The sequence below is a fragment of the Bacillota bacterium genome (genome assembly GCA_024653485.1).
Classification (GTDB): Bacteria; Bacillota; SHA-98; order UBA4971; family UBA4971; genus UBA6256.
In genome coordinates this window covers 1-15,972 of record JANLFY010000007.1, presented here as the reverse complement: position 1 = coordinate 15,972, position 15,972 = coordinate 1, and the positions used below count along the sequence as shown (strand labels likewise).

At 59.7% G+C, this 15,972-nt stretch carries 14 protein-coding genes, 1 CRISPR repeat array and 1 riboswitch; of the genes, 7 read left to right on the top strand and 7 right to left on the bottom strand.

What is annotated here, in order from left to right; all coding sequences use genetic code 11:
* Window positions 1–21: 21 nt before the first annotated feature.
* The 7 genes from NUW12_06965 to NUW12_06935 form a co-directional block, all read right to left on the bottom strand.
* Window positions 22–1,122, bottom strand: a complete 1,101-nt coding sequence (locus NUW12_06965) for a ribose ABC transporter permease (protein MCR4402511.1) — start codon at window positions 1,120–1,122, stop codon at window positions 22–24.
* Window positions 1,098–2,705 (bottom strand): sugar ABC transporter ATP-binding protein, encoded by a 1,608-nt coding sequence (gene gguA / locus NUW12_06960; protein ID MCR4402510.1) that lies wholly within the window; start codon window positions 2,703–2,705, stop codon window positions 1,098–1,100. Before gguA ends, NUW12_06965 begins: the two co-directional genes overlap by 25 nt.
* 180 nt (window positions 2,706–2,885) lie before the next feature.
* Entirely contained in the window at window positions 2,886–3,797 is a 912-nt protein-coding gene (locus tag NUW12_06955; protein MCR4402509.1) for a substrate-binding domain-containing protein, read from the bottom strand.
* Between the two features lie 585 nt (window positions 3,798–4,382).
* Complete coding sequence (locus NUW12_06950; GenBank protein ID MCR4402508.1) at window positions 4,383–4,586, bottom strand: hypothetical protein; 204 nt, start codon at window positions 4,584–4,586, stop codon at window positions 4,383–4,385.
* A gap of 277 nt (window positions 4,587–4,863) precedes the next feature.
* A complete protein-coding gene (gene crcB, locus NUW12_06945) occupies window positions 4,864–5,247 on the bottom strand; it encodes a fluoride efflux transporter CrcB (GenBank protein MCR4402507.1) in 384 nt (127 codons plus the stop codon).
* Window positions 5,248–5,285: 38 nt separating this feature from the next.
* Window positions 5,286–5,347, bottom strand: a riboswitch (Fluoride riboswitch).
* A 175-nt stretch (window positions 5,348–5,522) separates the two neighbouring features.
* Window positions 5,523–6,269 (bottom strand): DNA/RNA nuclease SfsA, encoded by a 747-nt coding sequence (sfsA, locus tag NUW12_06940; protein MCR4402506.1) that lies wholly within the window; start codon window positions 6,267–6,269, stop codon window positions 5,523–5,525.
* Between the two features lie 196 nt (window positions 6,270–6,465).
* Entirely contained in the window at window positions 6,466–7,407 is a 942-nt protein-coding gene (locus NUW12_06935) for a CPBP family intramembrane metalloprotease (GenBank protein ID MCR4402505.1), read from the bottom strand.
* 462 nt (window positions 7,408–7,869) lie between these two features.
* Between NUW12_06935 and cas3 the strand changes: the two genes are divergently transcribed.
* From cas3 to cas2, 7 genes are all read left to right on the top strand, one after another.
* Entirely contained in the window at window positions 7,870–10,041 is a 2,172-nt protein-coding gene (gene cas3, locus NUW12_06930; protein MCR4402504.1) for a CRISPR-associated helicase Cas3', read from the top strand.
* A 45-nt stretch (window positions 10,042–10,086) separates the two neighbouring features.
* Window positions 10,087–10,776 (top strand): type I-C CRISPR-associated protein Cas5c, encoded by a 690-nt coding sequence (gene cas5c, locus NUW12_06925; protein ID MCR4402503.1) that lies wholly within the window; start codon window positions 10,087–10,089, stop codon window positions 10,774–10,776.
* Complete coding sequence (gene cas8c / locus NUW12_06920; GenBank protein ID MCR4402502.1) at window positions 10,736–12,583, top strand: type I-C CRISPR-associated protein Cas8c/Csd1; 1,848 nt, start codon at window positions 10,736–10,738, stop codon at window positions 12,581–12,583. The genes cas5c and cas8c overlap by 41 nt, the downstream gene beginning before the upstream one ends.
* 136 nt (window positions 12,584–12,719) lie before the next feature.
* Entirely contained in the window at window positions 12,720–13,577 is an 858-nt protein-coding gene (cas7c, locus tag NUW12_06915) for a type I-C CRISPR-associated protein Cas7/Csd2 (GenBank protein ID MCR4402501.1), read from the top strand.
* A gap of 17 nt (window positions 13,578–13,594) precedes the next feature.
* A complete protein-coding gene (gene cas4 / locus NUW12_06910; GenBank protein ID MCR4402500.1) occupies window positions 13,595–14,263 on the top strand; it encodes a CRISPR-associated protein Cas4 in 669 nt (222 codons plus the stop codon).
* A gap of 4 nt (window positions 14,264–14,267) precedes the next feature.
* Complete coding sequence (cas1c, locus tag NUW12_06905) at window positions 14,268–15,299, top strand: type I-C CRISPR-associated endonuclease Cas1c (GenBank protein ID MCR4402499.1); 1,032 nt, start codon at window positions 14,268–14,270, stop codon at window positions 15,297–15,299.
* A 5-nt stretch (window positions 15,300–15,304) separates the two neighbouring features.
* Window positions 15,305–15,595: a CRISPR-associated endonuclease Cas2 gene (cas2, locus tag NUW12_06900; protein MCR4402498.1), complete on the top strand. Its 291-nt coding sequence runs from the start codon at window positions 15,305–15,307 to the stop codon at window positions 15,593–15,595.
* 168 nt (window positions 15,596–15,763) lie between these two features.
* Window positions 15,764–15,927: a CRISPR direct-repeat array (repeat unit 32 nt; unit sequence GTCGCCTCCCGCGCGGAGGCGTGGGTTGAAAC).
* Window positions 15,928–15,972 lie beyond the last annotated feature (45 nt).

The following is a 15,972-nucleotide window of genomic DNA, read 5'->3' as shown; positions in this document are numbered from 1 at the left end:
CTTGCCAGCGCTCGGCCTTCCTCAGCCGGCCTTCCGCAGCTTATCTATGAGCACTGCGCCCAGGATGACCGCTCCGAGGATGACGTTCTGGCTGTACGACTCCACTCCAGCCAAGTTTAGGCCGTTGTTCAGAACTCCCATGATGAGTGCGCCTATTGCCGTGCCGATCATGGTGCCTTTCCCACCTGACATGGACGTGCCACCCAACACTGTCGCGGCGATCGCGTAAAGCTCGTACGATTCCCCCGCCCCCGGCTGCCCGGAAGCCAGGCGGGAGATGAGGATGATGCCACCCAGAGCTGCGGTCACGCCGCTCAAGCTGTATGTGAACATCTTTACCCGCCCGACGTTTATCCCCGACAGCCTAGCCGCTTCCTCGTTGCCTCCCACCGCGTATACGTAGCGACCGATCTGCGTATGGGCGAGGATGACGTGGGCAATGCCCATGACCACGACCATGATGACGACCGGCATCGGGATCCACGGCCCGAACACTTTGTCGAGGACGTACCCCCTCCCGATGAAGTTGAACTGAACCGGAAGGTTCCAGACCGGGCGGCCATCGGAAAGCAGAAAGGCGACCCCTCGGGCGGCCGTCATCATCGCGAGGGTAGACACGAACGGTGGGACGCGAAACCGCGCGATGGTAAAACCGCTGACCGCCCCCATGACCCCGCCCATCACCAGCCCCACGAAGCACGATAGGATGATCGCGGGCAGAACCGGAATGAACCCCGGCAGTCTCGTGAGGAGTTTCGCGATGACTATGCCGACGACAGCGAGGACTGATCCCACTGACAGGTCCACGCCCCCGGTGATTATCACGAATGTCATGCCCGTCGCGATGCACGCGTTGATGGAGATCTGCCTCAGCACGTTCACGATGTTGTCGGGTCTGATGAAGAGGCCCTTCGTCCAGATGGTGAAGAGGACACATATCCCGGCAAAGACGATGGCCATCCCGTAGTCCTCGAATAGGCGGCCGACCCTCACGCCCAAGCCGCCGCTGCGCCGGGCGGCGGCCGCGCTCACACCCGCGCCACCGCCACCACCGACGCCGCCACCCGCCGCAACCGCCTCCGTGGGTGCGAACCGAGTCAGGTCCTCACGCAAGTCCGACATGCGCAGTCCCCCCTTGAATCCCTTCCGCTCACCGCCTCCGGCCCGCCCGTTGCATAACTCATTATCTTCTCCTGGGTGGCCTCGTCCTGGGTCAGCTCGGCCCGCACCCTGCCTTCGTGGATCACGAGGATGCGGTCGCTCATCCCGAGGACCTCCGGGAGCTCTGACGAGATCATGATTATCCCGACACCCTGTTCCGCAAGGTCGTTCATGAGCCGATATATCTCTTGCTTCGCCCCGACATCTATTCCCCGCGTGGGCTCATCGAATATGACAACCCTTGAGTTGGTGAAGAGCCACTTGGCCAGGACCACTTTCTGTTGGTTTCCGCCGCTCAGGTTCTGCACCTTCTGCTCGAGACCGGATGTCTTGATGGCAAGCGAGTGGACGAGCCGCGACGCCTCGGCGCTTTCCCGCCTCCTGCTCACGAATCCGCGCCGCACAAGGGCACGAAGGTTCGCAAGGGTCACGTTCTCCCGGACGCTCATCATGAGAACCAACCCCTGCTCTTTGCGGTCTTCCGTCGCAAGGCTGATCCCAGCGCGGATGGCCGCACGCGGATCCTTTATGTAGAGCCGCTCACCCGCAAGGCGCACCTCGCCGGCATCCGCCGGGTCCGCCCCGAAGATCGCGCGGGCGATCTCGGTCCGGCCGGACCCGACAAGCCCCGTGATGCCCAGTACTTCCCCCTCACGTAGCGAGAAACTCACATCGTGGATGACCCCTCGCCTAGAAAGCCCTCGCACGCTGAGAATCTCTCTCCCCGGACGGCGAGTCCTCCTCGGATAGTCACCGGTCAGTTCCCGCCCCACCATGTGTTTCACGAGTTGTTCCCTGGTGACCTCTTTGACCGGGGCCGTCATGACCCACTTGCCGTCCCGAAGCACCGTCACGCGATCGGCTATCTCGAAGAGCTCCTCGAGCCGGTGAGAAATGTAGATGATGGCGACCCCCTGCTTCTTGAGCGTTCGCACGAGGTCGAAGAGATGTGCCTGCTCCCGAAGGGTGAGCGTGGCAGTGGGTTCGTCCATTACTATGATTCGGGCGTCAGTGGACACCGCCTTCGCGATCTCCGTCATCTGCTTTTGGGCGACGCTCAGACTGTTCACGACAGCCCGGAGGTCGAGGTCTATACCGAGCCTCCGGATGGCATCGCCGGCCTGCGAATGAAGAGCAGGCCAATCGATGAACGCACCCTTGCGCGGCTCACGCCCCAGGAGGATGTTCTCCGCGACCGAGAGGAAAGGTATGAGGTCGAATTCCTGGTAGATCACGCTTATGCCGAGCTTCTTCGCCTGGAGGGGGCCGGTGATGTCCACTTTGCCGCCGCCGATGAGTATCTCCCCGGAGGTCATCCGCTCCGCGCCGGCGAGTATCTTGATGAGCGTGGACTTCCCTGCGCCGTTCTCCCCCGCGAGAGCATGAACCTCTCCCGGAGCCAGTGTCAAGCTTACGTTGTCGAGCGCCCTGACCCCCGGAAAGTCCTTGGTGATGTTGCGCATTTCAAGAAGATACGGCGCTTCCTCCGCCGTGCCGACGGCCGGAGCCGCGCGCTCGTCCCCCCGCTCTACCTCGCCTGGCATTCGAGGCCCCCCTTCCCGCAATCGCTCGTTCACAAGCACAAGCGGGCGGAGTGGCCCACCTGGCCGGAGCGGGTGCGGGCACCGGTATCGCTTCACCGCGCTCCGCACTTCCGTCACTGCCGGTGAGCCACCCGCTGGCTGCAGCCTTACGCCTCACGCCCGCCACCTGGCTGCTGCCTACTACTTACTGTCCTTCGTCCACACACCGACCTCCACGTTGATCTTCGCGGGCACTTTCTTGCCGGCGAAGTAGTCCGCTATTGCCTGGATGGCCTTCTCGCCTATCAGCGTAGGATGCTGGATCGCGTCACCGTAGATCTTGCCCGCCTTGATGGCATCTTTCGCCTCGGGCGTCGCGTCGTAGCCCACAACCACGATCTTGCCCAGCTTGCCAGCGGCCTCAATGGCCGCGACCGCGCCCAGCGCCGAGTCATCGTTTATGCCGAACACGCCAGCAACGTCGGGCACCCTAAGGAGAATGTCCTCCATCGCGGCCATCGCCCTGTCACGCTGGCCCCACGCCGGCACGTCCGCGATTATCTTGATCTCCGGATGCTGGGCGATGATCTCGCGGAAGCCTTCCACCCTGTCGAGCACCGACGTCACACCCGGGTGGTTGATTATGACCACCTTGCCGCCCTTGCCCTTGAGCGCCTGCGCCATGAGCCTGCCCGCCTGCCGGCCGCCTTCGACGTTGTCGGACTGCACCGCGCAGACGACCTTGCCCTGGGGAGACAGGTTCATGATGTCGACGGTGAAGACCGGTATGCCTGCCTTGTTCGCCTCTGCGATTGAGCCACCGACAGCGAGCGAGTCACACGGGGCTATGATGAGCGCGTCAACTTTCTTGGAGATGAAATCGTCGATCTGCGCAGCTTGCTTCCCGAAGTCGAACTCACCCGCCACCACCTGCAGCTCAAACCCGTGCTTCGCTGCCTCGCTGCGAAGCCCGGCCTCGAGATCCCTGTAGAACTGGTGCTCCCGCGTGAGCAGCGTCACCCCGATCAACTTCGTGGCCGCGAAGGCCTCCTGCATGCCCATGAGCGCGAGAACCATGACCGCCAGGATAATCGCCGATAGCCATCGCTTCATCTCTGATGGACCTCCTTCATGCCATCGATATTGATTGCGTAACTACCTCGTCGCCTCCTCGTTTCCCGACCGGCGTACAAGACTCGCTACTTGCTGTCTCCAGCCTGGCACCTCGAGCTCAGCTTCGAACTCAGTGCTTCCGGCTGGACGCTCCCAGCGTCGCACTTGGTCTCCCCTTCCCTCTCATCACGCCGTTGCGCAACGGTCTTTCCGGCTCAGAAACGACGCAAGTCCTGTGCCAGATCACCGTTCAGGGGCAGGAGGCAGCCCTTCAGGGGCAAGAGGCGGCCCGTGGAGTGCTCATAGACCTGGGATCTTTAGGAGAAGAGCCATGAAATCCAGGCGAAGCGCCGGCTTCGCGCCGGCTTCGTGTGCACACTTCTTGTGCGCGCGTCGGGTGTGCAGGTGCACAGGAAGTGTGCACCTTCCTACAGAGGACCGAACTACCAAGGCTGGAGCATGTGGAGGGCAACGCGTGGTAACGGATCATGGCGCCGCGGGGAGGCATGAACGCGCCGAGGGACCACAAGCAAGTCAGCTCATGTAGTGCGCAGTCCACTCAACGCACGACATGGTGCGCCCTACTCAGCGCACGATATAATACAGGGACTCAACCTCCTCATCGCTAGCTTTCTCAAGGCCGTCGCGTAGTTCGCGCAGCGACTCGCTGCCGACCTCCATGTCGTAGCGCCCGAGTATGCGCCCGCATATGGCCCGCGCGGCCTGGGACTCCTTGTGCTCCGCAACGAAGCGCATGATCTCGTCTATCTGTTCGTCTCTGGCATTCATGAGCATCAACCCCAGATGAGTGTCATCCACCCCCGAGTGGGGGTGCGCTTCACCTAACCTATGATGCCCACTCTGCGGTGGGAAATGCCTATGGAGTGACTGCCTCAGTCGCTCGCGCTCTCCCGTCGACGCTACTGATTCGGGAGGCTCCACTTCCGGAGGCTCCACCGTGATGTCTTCACAGACGTCGGGACACCTGCATGAGCGCCCCACGGGTTGGCGGACGCGCCTGGCCCCATCGTGATCGCCCTGGAGACGTCGGGAGGTCACTCTCACTCTATAGGCGTCGGGACAGGGCATCGCCGCCCCATACGGCAGCGAGGCCCAGCAGGACATGGAGCGCGACATTGACAAGAGCCACCGGAACCTGCCCGTCGCGCAGGAAGCTCATCGTCTCGTAGCTGAAAGTGGAGAACGTGGTGAACGCACCGATCAAGCCGACAAAAACGAACACGCGGAGCTCAGGCGTAAACGCCCCGCGCGCGTCAGCCACGCCGGCTAGAAACCCTATGGCCAGGCAACCCAACAGATTCACCGTGAATGTGCCATATGGAAACCGCGCTGCGTCGAGGTATCTGTGCACGAACCCACCAAGGGCGTACCGCAACACAGCTCCTACAAAACCGCCGAGCCCGATCAGCAACATTCTCGCTATGTCCACTACGCTGATGACCCTCCCTGTGACTTACTCTTGACTTACTCTTGGCAGGAGTCATCAGCCCTGTCGGGCGGTTACGGCGGACTCCTTCACCCGCTTGCGCGGCCCTCGGAATCGCCCGCTTTCGCGGTGCTCAGGTGAGTTCGACGAGGCAGCACGACGCCGAGCAGTCTTTTGTTCGACGTGATGCGACGAGAATCCTGCAACACGTCCTTGGATCCGACTGCAAAGCCCACGCGAGCTCGCGGACCCGCCCTCCCCTTGCCTCCTTCCTCTCCCTAAAGAACAACGGGCACCTCCTGGTGCAAGCAAACCCTGTCCAGTGCCACCCTGCACGTGTATGCATGCACCTCGACCCCCGTCCGCGCCGCCTCGCGAAGGGCCGCCCCAAAGGCCGGGTCGGTCTCGTCGTTCGGTGATAGCGAGTCCGCGTCCTCCCGCTGGATGACGAACAGCACCGTAGCCCTGAGCCCTTGGGCGACGGCGCCGGCAAGCTCGCGCACGTGGCGCGTCCCCCTCGTAGTCGGAGCGTCGGGAAACAGCGCCCGCCCGCCTCTCACGAGTGTCACAGATTTGACCTCCAAAAGGCACTCGGCTGCGGTGGCTGCCCCTGAAAGCCGGAAGTCGATGCGACTCTTACCGTGACCGCACTCCCGCCGGACCTTCGGATACATCGCAAGGTCAGGAAAGAAGCCCGCCTGCAGCCCGGCAAAGACGAGGCCGTTGGCAACCCTCGAGTTCACCGACACGAGAAGCCCATCGTGGTTAGCAAGCGCGAGGTCGTACGCGGTCTTGCGGCGAGAGCCGCAATGTTCCCGCTGGCCGCGGCGCCCTGCCGCCGACCGAGACGCAGGGGGGTCGGATGCGGGAGGTTCGAAGCCGCCGCGTGATTTTGTGCGCGCCCTGGCGAGATAGACCGAGCGGCCGGGCACCAAGAGTTCCTCCAGGCGTCCGGGATCAGCCACGTGGGCACGGACGATCCGCGACGCGCGGCCTGTGCCTCCTTGTTCTGTACTTCCCCGCATCCGGGCTTCCGGGTGCTCTGGCAACGGATCTGATCGCGAGGATCCATCCGCCTTTTCGCCCACGCCTGCTAGCGCCACCTCTGCGAGAAAGCGGTTCGGCCTAGATAAGAACATGCCCGCGATAAGGGCTTCATCACGTTTGACACAAGGTGTCATGCGCTGCATCATAGATAGAGAATCTCTGCGAGGATTAGTCTCATCCGTTTTTCGGCGAGGGTCTCCTCGTGACTATGAAGAACACTACGACCACCCACGGCAATGATCCGATGATCCCGACTGGCATCGGCCCGAGCAGCGGGTTCGGCGTGCCTTTCACGAAAAGCATCCCGATTTGCGCTATCCCGTTTATCGCGCCGTGGCCGATGACGGCTGGCCACACGCTCCCGGCGCGGAGCGTGGTCCACCCTAGGAAAGTCCCCACCATGAGAGTGAACCATACCATCGCCAGCATCCCCAGCCAGGGCGCCCCGCGGTAGCTCAAGCCGTAGTTGTGCCCCATCGCTATCACGGGCCAATGCCAGACACCCCAAATCAGGCCCGTCAGAAAGAGGGCTTTCCTCGCGCCGAGCGGCATCAGCTTCGGTTGGAGGTACGCGCGCCAGCCGAACTCCTCACCGAACGTGAAGAGGCCGTTGATGACGGGCGCGATGAGGATCGCCTGAATCGTCTGCACCACTATGAAGGCCCAGGGGTTCAGGGGCAGAGGACGCCCGGACATGCTCTCGGCTTGTTGAAGGATAGCCTTGACTGCGCTGAGGGACTTGTCAAAGTACCCCGGAAACAGCGCGAAGAAGACGGCAGCCCCCAGAACTGTGAGGATGCCCGGACCCACCCACGCCGCCACCCAATAACGCCAGGACCGCCCGAAGTCCGGCACAAGAAGCGTGCGGTTCCATCCTTCGCGTGTGAGCACACGGGTCAGTATGTGCGCGAGTGCAGGCGCCCACATATAGCCGGTCGAGAGGAGCACCAGTGCAAGCGTAAAGGGTGTCCCCTTTATGAGCGGGGGACTATTGTAGAGACCGCCCGTCAGGTAGATCGCGAGCGCGACGGCCCAGGCTATGCCGAACGAAAACGCCAGGTAAATCGTTATTCGCCTTGTGTCGAGCCTCTCCACATCGCATATAGAACCGTTCATCTCCCGCCCGCGTCCCCTTTCATGCCAGAATGGCTCATTCCACCACAGAGCTCTCGCCGTTTCGGGTCACGGCGTTCAAGCGTCCGACCGTTCGTTCCCTCGACCGTCTGCGCGCAAATGCGCCCTCGCATCAATGCGTCCGCGCGTCCGCTCATCTGGCCGTGGGAGCCCGGCCTGCCCGGCCCTCGTGTCAGTTCTTTCTTCCCTTCATTTCTCGCTTCCTTCTTTCTCTCCTCGTTCGTTCCTTCCGGCCCGGAGCGAGAGGCAACCCTGCGTGCGTCAGCCTGGGCGCAGCTTCTTTGCAGAAAAGGACACATCGTATGAAAGGCACCAAGTCGTTGCGGCATGAACTCCAGATATTCCCGTTCGAGGTCGATCCTTGGAGGAGTTCCTAGTTTCAAAGCGAATCTCCTTCAGTGCCGTGGATGATGATACGGACCCAGGCATTGGGAGGTAGCATCCATGGACTACTATGCCCATTCACTCGAAACTGCGGACAAGGCCTGCTGGCAACCCCTCAAGGATCACTTAATTGCAGTAGCAGATCAAGCACGGTCCTTCGCTTCATCTTTCGGTGCTGGTGAACTCGGCTGGGCTGCAGGTATCTTACATGACGTGGGCAAGGCCTCCAAAGACTTCCAGTTGCGCTTGGAGGACCCGCGCCTGAGGGTGGATCATTCTTCGGCAGGCGCGCGTATCGCTGCTGAGGAGTACGGTCCACTCGGTCTAGTCATCGCGTACGCGGTAGCTGGGCATCATGGTGGGATTCCAGACGGAGGAAACAAGGCAGCTGAAGGAAGTCTAATTCACAGGCTCACGACCAAGGACGTCCCTGATTGCTCCGACTATGCGCGCAAGCTCGGAGTGCCGCCACCGCCTCCGAGGCTCACTATAAGGCCGCAACCGGGCCATCCGGGCTTCGGCGTAGCTTTCTTCATAAGGATGCTCTTCTCATGTCTTGTGGACGCCGATTTCCTTGATACTGAGCGCTTCATGGACCCGGTGAGGCACAAGATGCGTCCCAGATCCCCGAAGGTGACCGAGCTTCATTGCCGGCTTGAGCGCTACCTGCGCCAGAAGACCGCCGGAGCCCCCGACACTCGTGTAAACAGGATACGCGCTGAGGTCCTTCAGGCTTGCATCGCGGCGGCACAAAGCGAGCCTGGTCTGTTCACTTTGACCGTGCCCACAGGCGGGGGGAAAACCCTTTCGTCACTTGCCTTTGCGCTCAGACATGCGGTGATGCACGGGCTCGACCGGGTCATCTACGTAATTCCCTTTACGAGCATCATAGAGCAAAACGCCGCGGTGTTCCGGGAGGCCGTGGGCGCGGATGCGGTCCTCGAGCATCATTCGAACGTGGTTCGTCATCAGGAAGGCGAAGACTCTGGGCTGGTAAGAAGGCTGGAGCTTGCTGAGGAGAACTGGGACATGCCCCTAGTAGTGACAACGAACGTGCAGTTCTTTGAGTCTCTATTCTCCAACAGGAGCTCCCGATGCCGCAAGCTACACAACGTCGCGAAGAGCGTCGTCATCCTCGACGAGGCGCAGATGCTCCCGGTGGAGCTCCTGCAACCATGCGTCGCCGCCTTGGCCGAGCTCGTAACCAATTACCGCGCGACAGTCTTGCTATGCTCGGCAACCCAGCCGGCGCTCGGAGGCCTGCTCCCGGCCGACATAAAGGTAAAGGAGATCGTCCCTGACCCGAGCTCTCTCTATAATGCGCTGAAGCGGGTGGTGGTTTCAAACGGGGGCAAGCTCGAAAACGATGAAGTCGCCGCGGAGATCTTGAGTCGCAAGCAGGCTCTCTGTATAGTCAACACACGCGCTCATGCGAGGAGGCTTTTCGAGCGACTGGGTGAGAATGACGGACACTATCACCTCAGCGCCGCCATGTGTCCAGTCCACCGCGCTCAGCGGCTCGGCGAGATCCGGGAGCGACTTCGCAGCGCTATGCCCTGTCGCGTGATCTCTACGCAGCTGGTTGAGGCGGGTGTGGATTTGGACTTTCCTGTGGTCATGCGCGCGATGGCGGGGATAGACTCGATTGCCCAGGCGGCAGGAAGATGCAACCGCGAGGGGCTTCGTGATCGCGGGGAAGTGATCGTCTTCTGGCCTGCGGGCGGGGAAGGTATGAGACATGTATGGTTCAAACGCACGGCAGCTATCGCCGCTCGCATCGTTGAAGCGTCGAACGACCCTCTTGCCCTCGAAGCAGTCGAACGATATTTCCAGGACCTCTATTTCTACGAAGGAGCGCGACTGGACGAGCGAGAGATCATGCAAAGGCTGGAGGCGGGTGCCAAGAGCCTCAACTTCCCGTTCGACGAAATTGCGCGCCTGTTCAGGGTGATAGCGGAAGACACTTTCAGCATCTCGATTCCTTTCGATGATGAGTGCAAGCGTGCGATCGCTCAAGCGAGAGCTGAGGGGATTGATCGTGCACTCGCCCGGCGGATACAGCCGTATACGGTGTCGATCCAGGTATGGGAATACAAGCAGCTTTGGGATTCAGGAGCGCTCGAGAACATAGGTGGCGTCGATGTCTTGCGTGACATGAGCTTCTATGATTCCCGATACGGCCTCCACGTACCGGCACCTAAGGAGAGAGGTGATGCATGCTGGATAGTATAGCGGCCAGCCGTCTCTGAATATCAGGACCGAGAAGGGAGGGCCAGCATGGGATACGGGATCAAGCTATTGGTCTGGGGTGACTATGCTTGTTTTACACGGCCGGAGATGAAGGCGGAACGAGTGAGTTACGAAGTTATGACTCCGTCCGCAGCCCGAGGCATATTGGAGGCCATTCACTGGAAGCCCGCGATTCGATGGGTGATAGACAGGATTCATGTACTTAATGAGATCCGCTTCGACAACATTCGACGGAACGAAGTGGCAGGGAAAATCCCCACTAGGACCATTGTGGAGGCCATGCGCGGTAAGGAGGTTGACCTGCACCAGTACGCTGCCGACGACAGGCAGCAGCGTGCTGCCATGCTTCTTCGGGACGTTGCCTACGTCATAGAGGCGCACTTTGAGCTCACTGACAAAGCCGGGCCGGGAGACACTGCAGACAAACACTACAACATGGCAGTGAGGCGTATGCGCGAGGGCCAGTGTTTCCATCGGCCGTATTTCGGTTGTCGTGAGTTCCCAGTGGCCTTTCGGCTCATTGAGGGACAAGAGACGCCATCATCTTGCCACAAGGGAGAACGAGACCTGGGCTGGATGCTGTGGGACATCGATTTCGACAACGACATGACTCCTCGCTTTTTCAGAGCAGTCATGCGTGATGGAGTGATTGACGTGCCGGACCTCCGGAAAGGGGGTGGGCGTCCTGATTCTGAATGCACTGGTCGAGCTGTATGATCGGTTGGTCGCAGACCCTAAGGCCGACGTCGCACAGCCCGGCTACTGTGCGGCCAACGCCTCCGTCGTTCTTGTGATCACACGTGGCGGACGGATAACAAGCGCCGTACCTCTGGGATCTCAGCAGGGAAGCCGTGACATACCACTCAAGCTGAAGGTGCCCGACCGGGTGAAAAGGACCTCAGGAGACGCCGCCAATTTCCTTTGTGATAACGCTGAGTACTTTCTTGGCGTTCAAGGAGGCGAGATCAGCGAGAGGTCAAAGAGGCGGTTTGACCTCGCCAGGGAGCTTCATCGTCGCGTACTCGGACCCGTAGCAGACGAAGGCGCACAGGCAGTGCTAACGTTCTTTGACAGTTGGAAGCCAGAGGATTATCGCGGCAACGAGAAGCTCGAGCAAGTGAGCGACGTTCTCTCTTCCGGCGGCAACATCGTCTTCCGTGTCGAGGGCGATAGCATGTTCGTCCATGAACGATCAGCAATTAGGCGGGCTTGGGAGTTGTACAAGGCTTCCACGGGACCCGAGGTAAAGGTCGGTCAGTGTCTCATAACGGGCGACTGGGGCCCAATAGCACGCCTCCACAAGAGTATCTCAGGAATTGCAGGTTCCAAAACCGCGCAACCAACCCTGGTTTCGTTCAACTTCGCGGCCGCCGAATCCTATGGGAAGTCCCAGGGGAACAATTCGCCCGTAGGGGAAAGGGCTGCGTTTGCGTACGCCACTGCCCTAAACTGGCTCACGACCAATGAACGGCACCGTATGGTCATGGGAGATACCACAGTTGTGTTCTGGGCCGAGCGCACGGGGCCAGAGGAGGATCTACTCCTCGATGTGCTCGCCTGCGCCGTGGGGAGCTATGCGCAGAATGAACCTGAAGGAGGAGCAGAGGGAGTAGACGCGACCAAGGATTCTGCGCACAACGACGAAGAGTCGGCACTGCGTGTTAGGAGCGTCCTCGAACGCATAACACGAGGCCAAGCCGTAACGGAAGACATGATCGGGTTTGATCAAGACCTACGTTTCTTCGTCCTTGGGCTGGCTCCGAATGTGGCTCGTGTCACGGTTCGCTCTTGGAATGCGAATACGTTCGGTGCGTTGCTTGAGCACGTGCGGCAACATTTCAGTGACGTGGCGCTGGTAGCGCCGGAGGTCGAGCGCCCGGTCAGCGCGGGCCGCCTGCTATGGGAAACTGTTCCTGCAGCGAGCAGGAGAAAGCGCGAAAACGTGCCATCGGGGTTCGTGGGTCCCCTAATGCGTGCGATCCTCGAGGGCTCGATGTACCCGCATTCGCTGTACGCCGCGGTACTTGAGCGCGTCAGGTCTGACTCGAACGATCCGGAGGTCCCCCGGGTAGAGCGCAAGGTGACCTACCCGAGGGCGGCCTACATAAAGGCGTATCTGAAGAGAAAGGCAAGGGTGACAGGCAATAAGACCTTGGAGGAGGCTCTTACAGCCATGCTTAACGCCGAGAACAAGAACAGAGGGTATCTTCTTGGACGGCTCTTCGCCTTGCTCGAAAAGGCTCAGCAGGATGCCAACCCCGGTATCAACACAACGATAAAGGATCGTTACTACGCGTCCGCCTCTGCGACGCCGGGGACCGTATTTCCAGTCCTGTTGAGGTTGGCACAGCACCACATCGCTAAGTCTGAGTATGGAGGTTACGTAGATCGACTCATCGAGGACGTTCTGCGCGACCTCGATTGTTTCCCTGCCCATTTGAATCTTGACGATCAGGGGCTATTCGCTCTCGGGTACTACCATCAGAAAGATGCGCTATATAGGAAAGCTGAACACCTCAGCTAGATCAGCGGTCGTCCGACCACAAAGCGGGCTGTTGGATCTCCTTGTTACCAATGACCGAAGCGAGGCGACGTGAGGCGCACGCACCTGTTACCGAAATGCGAGACCGAAATTAGGCGGAAAGGTGGAGTATGAGATGATGACCCCAATTGACCGACGTTACGAGTTCGTTCTCTTATTCGATGTTGAGAACGGTAATCCCAACGGAGATCCCGATGCCGGCAACATGCCGCGCATAGACGCTGAAACCAACTTCGGCATCGTTACCGACGTGTGTCTCAAGCGGAAGGTGCGAAACTATGTGGAGCTGGTCAAAGACGGCGAGGAGGGATACGACATCTATGTCCACGAAGGCGTGGTGTTGAACTCGCAGAATAAGCGGGCCTATGACACGCTCGGAATTGACCCGAAGAACGAGAAGGACGCGAGAGTTAGAGCCAGGGAACTGACCAAGTTCATGTGCGATAACTTCTACGACGTCCGCACGTTCGGTGCGGTCATGACCACTGAGGTAAACTGCGGACAGGTGCGCGGGCCAGTCCAGTTCACTTTCGCCCGCAGTGTAGATCCTATCGTGCCACAGGAAATCAGCATAACGAGGTTGGCCGTTACCAACGAACGCGATGTTGGGAAAGAACGAACCATGGGTCGCAAACACATCGTGCCATACGCGCTCTACAGGGCGGAGGGCTACGTTTCAGCTCATCTTGCTGCTCAAACCGGCTTCTCAAAGCAAGATCTGGAACTCTTGTGGCAAGCTCTTGAAAACATGTTCGAGCACGATCGATCCGCCGCCCGGGGCAAGATGTCCACTCGCAAACTCGTTGTCTTCGAACACTCGACAGCTCTAGGCAACGCGCACGCACACGAGCTCTTTGACTGCATCAAAGTGCGCAGAGCGGATCCGAGCCGGCCCGCGCGCGCGTTCGCCGACTATGTCGTGGACATCGCTCGTCAAGCACTTCCATCGCAAGTCACGTTAATCGAGAGAGTGTGAGTGAAAGCGTGAGTCACATGTACCTGGAGGAAGAATGCCTGCCGCTCTCCGGTATACAGCACATCGCGTTCTGTCCGCGACAATTCGCACTGATTCACATTGAGTGTCAGTGGCTCGAGAACGCTCTGACATTCGATGGACGGACCATGCACGACAGCACCGATGACCCGTTTTCCTATGAGGCCAGGGGGACAGTGCTCATAACGCGGGCTGTCCCCCTCGTCTCCACCAAGCTAGGAATCTATGGTGTAGCCGACGTTGTCGAGTTCCGTAAATGCGACTTCGGGGGCGTTTCTCTTGAGGGGAGAGAGGGGCTATGGAGACCTTACCCCGTCGAGTATAAGCGCGGAAGGCCCAAGCAGGACGACCGCGACGCTGTGCAAGTATGCGCTCAGGCCATGTGCCTCGAGGAAATGCTGGGTGTCAGGGTGGATGAGGGAGCTCTATTCTACGGCAAGACTCGAAGGAGACAGGTTGTCAAGATAGGCGCCGAATTGCGCGCCCGGGTAGAGTATCTCGCTGGTGAAATGCATCGACTGTATGACGGGGGAGTCACCCCGCCTCCTCACAAGACAGCGGCGTGTGAATCTTGCTCCCTTGCCGAGGTGTGTTTACCGGGAATAGCGTCTAGGAGGAGTAGCAAGGGGTATCTTGGGGTTAGTACACTCGAGGAACCAAGGAAGTGACGGCATGCGGAAACTCCTGAACACCCTTTACGTGACCACGCCTCATGCCTATCTGTCGCGCGACGGAGAGAACTTGGTCGCAACAGTTGACGACCAAGAGAGGTTTCGTGTGCCCATCCATAATCTAGAAGGAATAGTGTGTTTCAACTACGCAGGGACGAGCCCGTCACTCATGTCTCTCTGCTGTGAGAGAGGCGTATCTCTCTGCTATTTAAGCGAAAGCGGCCGATTTCTGGCTCGTGTGAGCGGGAGGGTTTCAGGCAATGTGCTCCTGCGCAGAAAGCAGTACCGATTAGCAGACGCAGATGCGGAGACGGCCGGCTTGGCGAAGGCGTTCGTCTCCGGGAAGGTTCTGAACTGCCGGAGCGTCTTGATGCGTTTTGCGCGCGACCACGATGAGAAGGAAGGCTCGCAGGAGGTCGCTGAAGCCGCGGAACGCCTTCTTGTGTACTTCAGGGCCCTTGACAGGTCTCTCTCTGCCGACGCGATCAGGGGGATTGAAGGAGATGCCGCGCGAGCATACTATGAGGTTTTTCGCCACTTGATAACAGAACAGAAGGAGTCCTTCGCGTTCCGCGGTCGAAGCCGCCGTCCTCCGCTTGATCCCATGAACGCACTTCTCTCGTTCTTGTACACACTGCTCATGATGGACTGTGCCTCGGCCCTCGAGACCGTGGGGCTCGATCCTCAGGTCGGATTCCTTCACCGCGACAGGCCCGGACGACTGAGCCTGGCACTGGACCTCATGGAGGAGCTACGGCCGTATCTAGTGGACCGGCTCGCACTCACGCTGGTGAACAACAAGCAGGTGAGCCCCAATGGTTTCGTTAAGAAGGAATCTGGCGGTGTCTTGATGGACGCTGACACGAGAAAGCTTGTCCTGACCGAATGGCAAAAGAGGAAACAGGAAGAAATCACTCATCCATTCCTGGAGGAGAAGATCAGCATCGGCTTGATTCCGTATGTGCAATCTCTCCTACTCGCCCGTCATTTGCGTGGTGACCTCGACGGGTATCCTCCCTTTCTCGTGAGGTGAGAAGGATGATGGTGTTGATAACGTACGACGTCAATACGGAAACGGATGCAGGAAAGAAGAGGCTCCGTCAAGTCGCAAAACAGTGCCTCAACTTCGGGCAGAGGGTGCAGCACTCGGTATTTGAGTGCCTTATAGACCCCGTTCAGTTTGCAGAGTTGAGGCTGAGGCTCGAAAACATCATTGACCCCGAGAGGGACAGCCTCAGGTATTACAACTTGGGGAACAACTGGAAAAGCAGGATCGAGCATGTCGGAGCAAAGCCATCCTATGACCTGGAGGGCGTCATGCTCGTGTAGCGCGAGGGTGAAGCTCACATGAGAATCCCGGGAGGTTCGCGCTCTATGCTCTACCAGGTATGTCGCATAAATGGGCCTGTGCCAGCGAGACTGAACACATCTCGGTACATCAGGTTCGCGCATGAGGGACTTGAAACCCTTGCGCGACAAGGTCTCGACACCCGATGAGTCGCCTCCCGCGCGGAGGCGTGGGTTGAAACCTCAGGGGAGCCGTCAGGTGGAGAAGCTACGCATGTCGCCTCCCGCGCGGAGGCGTGGGTTGAAACCTAGGTAGACATTTCGGCAAGACGGAGACCTACGGTCGCCTCCCGCGCGGAGGCGTGGGTTGAAACAAGGTTACCGAGGTTTGTTATGAGATGAGCGACGGTCGCCTCCCG